We start from the raw sequence: 9,018 nt of genomic DNA on the forward strand, positions 1-9,018 counted from the left end.
TCAGGCCGCCGGTTGCGTCTGAACGATTGCCGCCGTTACCGCATCGGTCAATTCGATGGGTTCGTCATCTTCCAAATCCATCAGTTCGGCCAGTTGCGCGCGGGCCCGGTTCACCCGGCTTTTGATCGTTCCAAGGGCGACGCCGCACATCTCGGCTGCTTCCTCATAGGAAAACCCTTGTGCACCGACCAGCACCAACGCTTCGCGCTGCTCATCCGTCAACTGCTCAAAAGCAACCGCAAAATCCTTCAAGGCCAAACGTCCGTCATGGTCGGGCTTCTGCGACAGGCTCTCCGCCATGACACCATCGATATCCTCGACCTCGCGCTTGCGTTTGCGGTGCAGAGAAAAATAGGTGTTCCGGACGATGGTGAACAGCCAAGCCCGCATGTTGGTGCCTTCTTGGAACGAGTCGATATTGCTCCATGCCTTAATCAATGCGTCCTGCACGATGTCATCGGCCGTGGCGCCGTTTCGGCACAAGCTGATCGCAAAGGCACGCATCGCGCCAATATGTTCGACGAGCTCTTCTCGCGGATCAACCATCCGAGCCTCCCGTGTCACCGCTTTTGGAGACACTGGTCTGATTGCGCAGTTTTTCAAGAAGATCGACGAACCGGTCCGGAACCGGTTCGTTGGCAACCTCATCGAAAGCCCGCTTGAGGTTCTCGTCGATCCTTTGCTCTATTTCTTGCCGATGGCTTCGGCTTGGCTGTGGTTTTGTCATGGCATCATCAAAAATTTTTACTTTTGCTGGAACCATAACGCCCCAGTATGCGTTTGGTTCCCGAGTTTAGAGAAAAAAATGAGGAAAACACAGATGACTGAGCTGACCGGAGTTTCCGTCGCAGATCAAATTGGCCCGCTCTTGCCGTTTCTGCGCCGTTATGCCCGTGCCCTCACCGGCTCACAGGACAGTGGCGACGCCTACGCCGCAGCATCGCTTGAGGCGATCCTTGCAGATCCCGCCCAGTTCGATGCCGATCTCACGCCGCGTGTCGCGCTGTTTCGTGTTTTTCACGGTATCTGGTCAACGTCGGGAATGACCGTTGACGCCGATGGCGGCAGTTCCGACATTCAATCGCGCGCCCACGCCCAGTTGGCACGACTGACGCCGAACACGCGCGAGGCCTTGCTGCTGCGCACGGTCGAAGAGTTCTCGGTCAGCGATATCGCCGCGATCATGCAGATAGAACCCGCCGAGGCTCAGAAGCTGATCGAAATCGCCTACGAGGAAATGGCCCGGCACACTTCTGGCCGCATTTTGATCATCGAAGACGAAGCAATCATCGCGATGGATCTTGAAACGATGGTGACCGACCTGGGCCACCGAGTCACTGGGGTCGCACGCACCGAGACGGCCGCCATTGACCTGGCCGAGCGCGAGCCGTTCGACTTGATCTTGTCGGACATCCAACTGGCGGACAAATCCAGCGGAATCGATGCGGTGAACCGCATCATTGCCCAGCACGGCGATTGCCCCGTCATTTTCATTACCGCTTTCCCCGAGCGCCTTCTGACGGGCAAAGGCCCCGAACCCGCCTTTTTGATTTCCAAACCATACACCGAAGAACAGGTCAAATCGGCCGTCAGCCAGGCCATGTTCTTTGCCTCTAGCGCCGTGATCGAGGTCTGACGCGGCAGGGCCGCGCTGCAAGACACCCAAACTCAGGCGATGAAATTCGAGGAACACCATGGAAAACGAGATTGCACAGACCGCAGAGACCGTGACGAACACCGTTTGGGCCGAACTGTCGCAAGTTCTGAATACCGAGCTGTATGACGGGAAATCGCTGAGCGACCTGCTGACGCTCGAGGCCCTTCTTGGCCTCGTCGCGAACACGATCGCCGCGCTGATCCTATTGGTTCTTGGGCTTGTGATTTCAAGATATGTCAGCCGAAAGATCCGGGGCGTCGGTGAAAAATCGGAACGTCTTGACGACACGCTTTTCAACTTTCTTGGCAATCTGGCGCGCTATACGATCCTGGCGTTTACGGGGCTGTTCATTCTGAACACGTTCGGGGTGCAGACGACGTCGATCATCGCGCTGATCGGTGCCGCGGGTTTGGCCATTGGTCTTGCCCTGCAAGGCACATTGTCCAACGTCGCAGCCGGCGTGATGATCATCCTGTTCCGGCCGCTCAAGATCGGCGATTTCGTCGACGTGAACGGCGTGCTCGGAACCGTAAAAGATATCACCCTTAATTACACCGAAATTGCGGATATGGGGAACGTCAAGGTTATAGTTCCCAACGCCGAGGTGTGGGGAAACACCATCAAGAACTATTCCGTCTATGAAACCCGTCGTGCCGAGTGGACGTTCGGTGTTGGATACGGCGTCAACTTGGCGGAGGCCGAGCGCGTCATTCGCGAGACGATCATGTCGGACGCCCGTTCGTTGGCTGACCCCGAACCGTTCATCCAAGTTAACAATCTTGGCAGTAGCAGCGTCGATTTTCTTGTCCGCGTTTGGTGCAAGTCTTCGGACTACTTCCAGTACCAGGCAGACATGAAGCGCAAAGTGAAAGAGGCACTGGACGAAGCCGATATCAATATTCCGTTTCCGACCCGCACGCTGCTGATCGAAGACGTCGAGAGACGGCAAGAGAAGGCGATCGCGGCAGAGTAACCTTGACTGTTGATCTTAGGGGGGTCTGAAGCCGGAACTCCAAAAAAGCGAACGTCATCGGGGTGCCGAAAGACAGTATTTATGCGTCGCAGGACGGGCTTTGCATGTCGAGCGTCACCTAGTGGGTGGCAAATACCCTAGAATCGGTAGGTTGCGCCAATGACCGGACCGGATTGGTGGAAGCTGAAGTCATTGCCATTGATGTCGTGATCAAAGGAAATGTATCGGTACCCGCCGCGTAGCAGCCAGCGGTCGTTGATCGCATAGTCCGCAGTCAGCAGGACCTGCCAGGTTTCGCTGTCGCTGCGGAAACCGCCGTAATCCAGGAACCCGGTTCCCGACCATTTGTCCGAAAACGCGACCCGGGCACGGACGCCGATCACCGGATCAGTCCAGCTGCTGTCGACCGAGGTCTGATTGCCGGGCGCTGTTCCGGGCAACAGGTTGAACTTTGTTTCCGTGCTGAACCATCTGAACCCGCCAGCCAGATCGACGCTGGCTGTTGGCGTTTCGAGGACGCGGTAGCCGACATAGCCGCTCAGGAACTGGGTTTTGAACGATGTGTCCAGACCCGAACTTGCCGGTCCGGGAGTCTCGTTCGAGAAGGACAGGTTCGTATAGTTGTAGTCCGCAAGGAACGACCAACGGCCGTTCGACGCGGTAAACGTGCCCATGAACGCCAGGTCGAGGTTTTCCAGCGCGTCAGAGAAGCTGAGTGTGCCATCCAAGGTTCCCGCCGGTGTGTCCAACGACACTTCGGTTTCAGGGGTGAACAGGTAGATCGTGGCCGAATAGGACCAGTCGGACTGCTGAGAGAGTGCCGAGGTCGCTGCTGAAATCGCCAGCGACAGGCCAAGCATCAGGGGTTTCGCTATCCGTACCGTCTTCATGATGTCCCTCCGGTGAGCCCGTTTTGGCTTTGACCCACAATAAAGGAGGCTGCCGGCAAACCAAAATAGTATTTTGATTTGTGCATGGGTTGGCGCGACGAGCCGGAAATCGCAGGTCATACCCGCGCAAATACTGAAAATGGAGAAGAGGTTGGGATGGTGGGTGATGAGAGACTCGAACTCCCGACATCTTCGGTGTAAACGAAGCGCTCTACCAACTGAGCTAATCACCCGTGAGGGGGGATTTAGCCAAGCTGGTGGGCCGGCGCAAGAGGGTCTTTCAGAATTTCTGCGCCGGTGGCTGTGTGTCTCAGGGATTCATGTCCTTCAATGCGGTCAGCAGCTGCGCAACTTCGTGCTCGGTGTTGTAGTGGCACAGCGAAATCCGGATGCAATCGGACAAGCCCAACGGGTTCAGCACGTTCCCGCTGTAATGGTCGGCCTTGCGGGTGTGGGTTCGGATGCCCTGCGCGTTCAGGCGCGAGACCACGTCGGTCGAGGGCATGTCGCGGACCACGACCGACACCAGTCCTTCGCGGGCGGGGTTGTCTTCTCCGGCCAGAATCGCGACGTGATCCATATCGCGCAGGCCGGGCAGGTTGCTGACGCCGTTGATCATCGCGTTGGTCAGATGGGTCTCATAGGCATGAATCGCCTGGCCGGCGGCCTCGATTCTGGTGCGTTGGTCAGGGGCATCCGACACCTGGCCGCCCAGCCAGTCGAAATAGGCAACCACGTCGGACATCGTGGCGTAGGCGCCGGTATCGCGCGTGCCGAATTCCCAACCATCAGCGGGCGCGTCAATCAGTTGGTCATGGGGCAGGGCGGTCAGCCGGTCGGAGATCCAGGCAATGCCGTAGCCATGCCGGGAAAACACTTTGTAGGGTGAAATCGCATATCCATCGACTTTATAGCTGTCGATATCCAACTGTCCGTGTGCTGCGTGCTGGATGCCATCGACGATGATGAAACAATCCGGCGACACCGCCCGGATCGCGCGCGAGATTTCAGCCACGTCCATTCCCATTCCCGTCACCGGCGAAGCGTGCAGGATCGTGGCGACCGCGACGTCCGGTGTCATGTGGGCCGAATAATCTGCGGCCGTAACCAAACCTGTCGCGTCGTTATGCGGCACGTTCACATAGTCCAATCCGGCAAGGCCCGCCCAGCGGCGCGCGGCGCTGCGGCTGGCGGGATGTTCGATCGAGCTGCCGATCACCTTTGCCCCTTTTGGCGCATTCACGCAGGCCGTGCGGATCATGCGGAACAGCAGCTCTGTTCCGCTTTCACCCACGAAGAACTGCCCCGAAGGCGCATTCATAAACACGGCAAGATCTGCCTTGGCACGGCTGATGATGTCGACCAACGCGTGACTGGCGGGGTTGTCCCGCCCCTGATTGTCCGGGATGGCCGCAAAACGGGCCGAGGTTTCGACCACCGAGTTCAAGGTCAGTGCGCCGCCGGCATTTTCGAAAAAGATGCGGGGACCCTGAAAGGGGCAGCTGTCCACATGGGCAAACCGCGCGCGAACGGTGTCGATCAATCCCGGGGTTTGGTGCAGCATGGTGTACGTCCTGTTTGGTTCATGCCCAGACTCGTCTTGCGAGTTCGCGACATCAATTTCGTTTGCGACAGATTGCGGGTTTGGGATGCCGCCTTTTTCTCCGGGCTTACTCTTTCGACGCCGGAAAGACCAATTGATTCCGGACTCTGCATGGCACGCCGGCGGGAATACACCTTGCCTGCGGCCCGCTGCCTCCGATATGCCAAAAGCAGTGCGACCGTCCGAACAGGAGAGCCGGGGATGCAGTTCGACACATGCCGCCGTCTTGTTGCGGTTGCCGCCGTTTGCGGCGCGTTGGTTGCCCCGGTTCGGGTTGCGGCGGCTGAGGTCCTGGTGTTCGCGGCGGCCAGTCTCAAGACCGCGCTGGACCAGATCGCTCCGGAATTCGAGGCCGCGACAGGTCAACAGGTTACGGTTTCCTTCGCAGCCTCTTCCGTTTTGGCCCGGCAGATTCAGCTGGGCGCGCCGGCCGATCTGTATATTTCGGCCAATACCGCCTGGATGGATGTTCTTGAGCGGAACGGAGACATCGACCCGGCGTCGCGCGTCGATCTTGTGGGCAACGGGCTGGTGCTGATTGCGCGCGCAGGGCAGCCCAGCGAACAGACGCTTACGCCGGACTTCGATCTGAGCGGTCAGTTGAAAGGCGGCTATCTGGCGATGGCCCTCGTTGATGCGGTTCCCGCCGGAATCTACGGCAAGGCCGCGCTGACTGCCCTGGACCTGTGGAACGATGTTCAGGATCAGGTGGCTCAGGCCGACAACGTGCGCGCGGCGTTGGCGCTTGTCGCAAGCGGCGCGGCACCAATGGGTGTTGTCTACCGATCCGATGCGCAGGCCGAGGCCCGGGTGGATGTGGTCGGAATTTTCCCTGAAGGCACGCACCCGGTGATCGTCTATCCCGCGGCCCTGACCGCGACTGCACGGCCTGAGGCGCATGTCTTCCTCGACTACCTGCAGAGCGAACCGGCGACCGGCATATTCAAGGCGCAGGGTTTCACCCTGCCGCACGGATAGCGCCATGGGTTGGCTGGGCCCCGCCGAGATCGAAGCGTTGCGGCTGTCTCTGCGCGTCTCTTTCTGGGCGACGATCGTTTCGCTGCCACTCGGGATATTCGTCGCCTACGCACTGGCCCGCTGGAGGTTTCCCGGCCGACAAGTGCTGAACGGTCTGGTGCATCTGCCGCTTATCCTGCCACCGGTCGTGACCGGTTATCTGTTGTTGCTGACCTTCAACGTACAAGCCCCGGTTGGTCGGGTGCTGGCTGATCTGGGCGTCGTTGTGGCTTTCCGCTGGACCGGAGCCGCACTGGCCGCCGGGATCATGGCATTTCCGCTGATGGTTCGGGCAATCCGCCTGTCGATCGAGGCGGTTGATCCAAAACTGGAACAGGCCGGAGCGACGCTTGGGGCATCGCAACCTTTTGTCTTTGTCACCGTGACTTTGCCTATGATTTTGCCGGGGATCATCGCAGGGGCAATCCTTGCCTTCGCAAAGGCGATGGGCGAGTTCGGAGCCACGATCACCTTCGTGTCGAACATTCCCGGCCAGACCCAGACTCTGCCGTCGGCCGTTTATGCCTTCCTTCAGGTGCCGGGCGGTGAGAGTGCCGCGATGCGGCTGGTCATCATCTCGATCGTCATCGCCATGGGGGCGTTGCTTCTGTCGGAATATGTGGGGCGTCGCGCAGCGGCCCGGGTGGCCGGAACATGAGCCTGTCCGTGCAGATAAGCCACCGCCTGCCGGGCATTGACCTGGACATCCTGTTCCAGGCGCCGCGGGGTGTGACGGTTCTGTTCGGACGATCGGGGTCGGGCAAAACCACCATTGTGGATGCTGTGGCCGGTTTGCTGCGCCCCCAGGCTGGGCGGGTCGCGGTGGATGATTGGGTGCTGTTCGATACCGAGCAAGGCCATTGGTTGCCGCCGCATCGCCGCCGGCTGGGGTATATCTTTCAGGAAGGCCGCTTGTTCCCGCACCTGACCGTGCGCCAAAACCTGTCGTACGGCCGGTGGTTCGCTCCCCGGGGCGCGCGCCGTGAAAACCCCGATCACGTGATAGAGATGCTGGGCATCGGCCACCTGCTGGACCGTCGCCCCGCCCACCTGTCGGGCGGTGAAAAGCAGCGTGTCGCCATTGGCCGTGCTCTGCTGGCAAGTCCGCGGTTGATCCTGGCCGATGAACCTCTCGCTGCGTTGGATGAAGCGCGAAAGGCCGAGATCCTGCCCTATTTCGAGCGATTGAGGGACGAGGTCTCGGTGCCGATTCTCTATGTCACGCATTCTGCGGCCGAAGTGGCCCGCCTTGCCACCTCGGTCGTGGCGCTGCAGGACGGCAAGGTGCTGCGGCAGGGACCGGCCTCCGAAGTGCTGGCGGATCCCTCGGTTGCGCCGACAGGTGTGCGGGCTGTGGGTGCGGTGCTTGAGGTCAGTGTGGCCGCGCATCACGAAGACGGCCTGACGGAACTGACGGCAAACGGTGTCCGACTGTTCCTGCCGCGCATCCCGCATTCGGTTGGCGACACGCTTCGGATCCGCATCCCCGCCCAGGAAGTCATACTGTCGGACCGAAAGCCCGAGGGTCTGTCGGCGCTGAACGTCCTGCAGGGCACCGTCGAGTCCGTGCGCGCGGGCGAAGGGCCAGGGGCGATCGTTTCGGTCCGAACACCGGCGGGCACGCTGCTGGCCCGTGTGACGCGCCGGTCGGTCGATGCCCTGGCGTTGCAGCCCGGCAAACCGTGCCACGCGGTCGTCAAGACCGTAGCGCTGGCACCGCAGGATGTCGGTGGACGGGTCGCCAAATCTTAGGCGGCAGGGTCAATCACCCTGTTCTTTCAGAAGCTGCGAGAACTCTTTTTTCCGGTACAGCTTCATATGGACCTTGCCGGCCTCATCCCGGGTCCATTCGACGATGCGGTTTCGGGTCATGTCGCTGTCCATGCGGTTCGTGCGCACCCTCGGGTGCGGAATCTCGCGTTTCAGAATCTCGACCATCTGGTTGGTCTGTCCGAAAGGTGCGACCAAATCGACGATTCAGAAAGATGAACCGCTGGTGAAATCAGTATCCATCAAAGGCTTTTCCTGCACCGCATATCGGTATTCCGCTTCAGGGCTGAGCCCGGCAAAGGTCACGAAACCGCGCGGGAATCCGTTTTGGCGAAAGATGTGATACTGCCCCAGCCGCAAAGGCGTTTCGAATGCTTACAGAACCTGGGCGAGGCTGCGTTGCTGGTGGGTTTTGGTCAGCCCGGCAAGGTAGAAGAGCGCGCCGAAATCGGCGTATTTCTCGGGAGAGATATCAAACCAGTCCTTTGGAAATTTTCTGCTCAAACCTGACCTCAACCCCTTGGGACATCGGCAGTATATCGGGCAAAATCTTGAAATGGTACTTGTTTTCTGTCGCCGCCGAAGCTGAGAGGGCGTGTGGGCGCGGCCTGTTTCCAAAGGTGACCGGGTTTGGCTTTACTCAATGGACATGCGGCCTATGATTGGCACAACCCGGTTTTTTGGCGGATAGTTTTGATGAAGCATTTGATTTCAGCCCTGGTTCTGTCTGCAACACTGTTGGCTCCAATTGCCGCACAAGCTGTCGGGTTCGGCATCGGCGTCCGCCCGACCTACCGCACCGAGATAAGATCCGTAGGAGACGGTGTGTACGAGGTCAAGGCAATCGGGTCGTCAGCCCCTGTCAACTACTGGTGCGGGATCGGCGATTTCGCCATTCGGCAGTTGGGTGTCCCCGGTTCGCAACGGATCTACATCTGGAGGGCTTACGAGCCGGGTGTCCGAACCGTGCAATTCTCGTTGAAGCCGCCGCCGGGCGTGGATACCACCCCCGGCTATTCAATCACCGTCAAGCGGGTGGGCGAGAACATGTCAGCGTCCTCAGCGCAGAACTACTGCTACGACAACTTCATGGATTTCGGGTTCTGAC

General features: G+C 59.5%; 13 protein-coding genes and 1 tRNA gene. 6 read left to right on the top strand and 8 right to left on the bottom strand.

Features of this window, described 5'->3' with window-relative positions; translation table 11 throughout:
* The gene (locus GOW72_RS17415; RefSeq protein WP_170367748.1) at positions 1-546 is read right to left on the bottom strand and encodes an RNA polymerase sigma factor; all 546 of its coding nucleotides are present in this window, start codon (positions 544-546) and stop codon (positions 1-3) included.
* Positions 539-763: a NepR family anti-sigma factor gene (locus GOW72_RS17420; RefSeq protein WP_244952464.1), complete on the bottom strand. Its 225-nt coding sequence runs from the start codon at positions 761-763 to the stop codon at positions 539-541. Before GOW72_RS17420 ends, GOW72_RS17415 begins: the two co-directional genes overlap by 8 nt.
* A 57-nt stretch (positions 764-820) precedes the next feature.
* Here GOW72_RS17420 and GOW72_RS17425 point away from each other — a divergent pair, with 57 nt between their 5' ends.
* On the top strand, positions 821-1,636 hold the full coding sequence (locus GOW72_RS17425; protein WP_170367751.1) for a response regulator: 816 nt from the start codon (positions 821-823) through the stop codon (positions 1,634-1,636).
* A gap of 58 nt (positions 1,637-1,694) precedes the next feature.
* Positions 1,695-2,630, top strand: a complete 936-nt coding sequence (locus GOW72_RS17430; protein WP_170367752.1) for a mechanosensitive ion channel family protein — start codon at positions 1,695-1,697, stop codon at positions 2,628-2,630.
* A gap of 137 nt (positions 2,631-2,767) precedes the next feature.
* Here the strand turns inward: GOW72_RS17430 and GOW72_RS17435 are convergent, their stop codons facing one another.
* The 3 genes from GOW72_RS17435 to GOW72_RS17445 all read right to left on the bottom strand — a co-directional run bounded on the left by GOW72_RS17435 (position 2,768) and on the right by GOW72_RS17445 (position 5,084).
* Positions 2,768-3,520: an outer membrane protein gene (locus tag GOW72_RS17435; protein ID WP_170365240.1), complete on the bottom strand. Its 753-nt coding sequence runs from the start codon at positions 3,518-3,520 to the stop codon at positions 2,768-2,770.
* A 157-nt stretch (positions 3,521-3,677) separates the two neighbouring features.
* Positions 3,678-3,753 (bottom strand) — tRNA-Val (locus tag GOW72_RS17440).
* Between the two features lie 77 nt (positions 3,754-3,830).
* Positions 3,831-5,084: an aminotransferase class V-fold PLP-dependent enzyme gene (locus GOW72_RS17445; RefSeq protein WP_170367755.1), complete on the bottom strand. Its 1,254-nt coding sequence runs from the start codon at positions 5,082-5,084 to the stop codon at positions 3,831-3,833.
* A gap of 240 nt (positions 5,085-5,324) precedes the next feature.
* Between GOW72_RS17445 and modA the strand changes: the two genes are divergently transcribed.
* From modA to modC, 3 genes are read left to right on the top strand one after another with little or no spacing between them, the layout of a single operon-like run.
* On the top strand, positions 5,325-6,101 hold the full coding sequence (modA, locus tag GOW72_RS17450; RefSeq protein ID WP_170367757.1) for a molybdate ABC transporter substrate-binding protein: 777 nt from the start codon (positions 5,325-5,327) through the stop codon (positions 6,099-6,101).
* A gap of 4 nt (positions 6,102-6,105) precedes the next feature.
* Entirely contained in the window at positions 6,106-6,798 is a 693-nt protein-coding gene (gene modB, locus GOW72_RS17455; protein ID WP_170342025.1) for a molybdate ABC transporter permease subunit, read from the top strand.
* Positions 6,795-7,892: a molybdenum ABC transporter ATP-binding protein gene (modC, locus tag GOW72_RS17460; RefSeq protein WP_170367759.1), complete on the top strand. Its 1,098-nt coding sequence runs from the start codon at positions 6,795-6,797 to the stop codon at positions 7,890-7,892. The genes modB and modC overlap by 4 nt, the downstream gene beginning before the upstream one ends.
* Positions 7,893-7,901: 9 nt before the next feature.
* On the opposite strand, the gene GOW72_RS18990 is transcribed toward modC, so the two are convergent.
* From GOW72_RS18990 to GOW72_RS19075, 3 genes are read right to left on the bottom strand one after another with little or no spacing between them, the layout of a single operon-like run.
* A complete protein-coding gene (locus tag GOW72_RS18990) occupies positions 7,902-8,078 on the bottom strand; it encodes a hypothetical protein (RefSeq protein WP_244952465.1) in 177 nt (58 codons plus the stop codon).
* A 39-nt stretch (positions 8,079-8,117) separates the two neighbouring features.
* Entirely contained in the window at positions 8,118-8,270 is a 153-nt protein-coding gene (locus tag GOW72_RS18995; RefSeq protein WP_244952466.1) for a toxin-activating lysine-acyltransferase, read from the bottom strand.
* Between the two features lie 15 nt (positions 8,271-8,285).
* Positions 8,286-8,414, bottom strand: a complete 129-nt coding sequence (locus GOW72_RS19075) for a hypothetical protein (RefSeq protein ID WP_280525669.1) — start codon at positions 8,412-8,414, stop codon at positions 8,286-8,288.
* Positions 8,415-8,606: 192 nt separating this feature from the next.
* Here GOW72_RS19075 and GOW72_RS17470 point away from each other — a divergent pair, with 192 nt between their 5' ends.
* Positions 8,607-9,017 carry a hypothetical protein gene (locus GOW72_RS17470; RefSeq protein WP_170365228.1) on the top strand — a complete coding sequence of 137 codons (411 nt, stop codon included), beginning with the start codon at positions 8,607-8,609 and terminating at the stop codon, positions 9,015-9,017.
* The last annotated feature ends 1 nt before the right edge of the window (position 9,018 follow it).

Source organism: Ruegeria arenilitoris (genome assembly GCF_013032855.1).
In the GTDB taxonomy this organism is placed as follows: domain Bacteria; phylum Pseudomonadota; class Alphaproteobacteria; order Rhodobacterales; family Rhodobacteraceae; genus Ruegeria; species Ruegeria arenilitoris.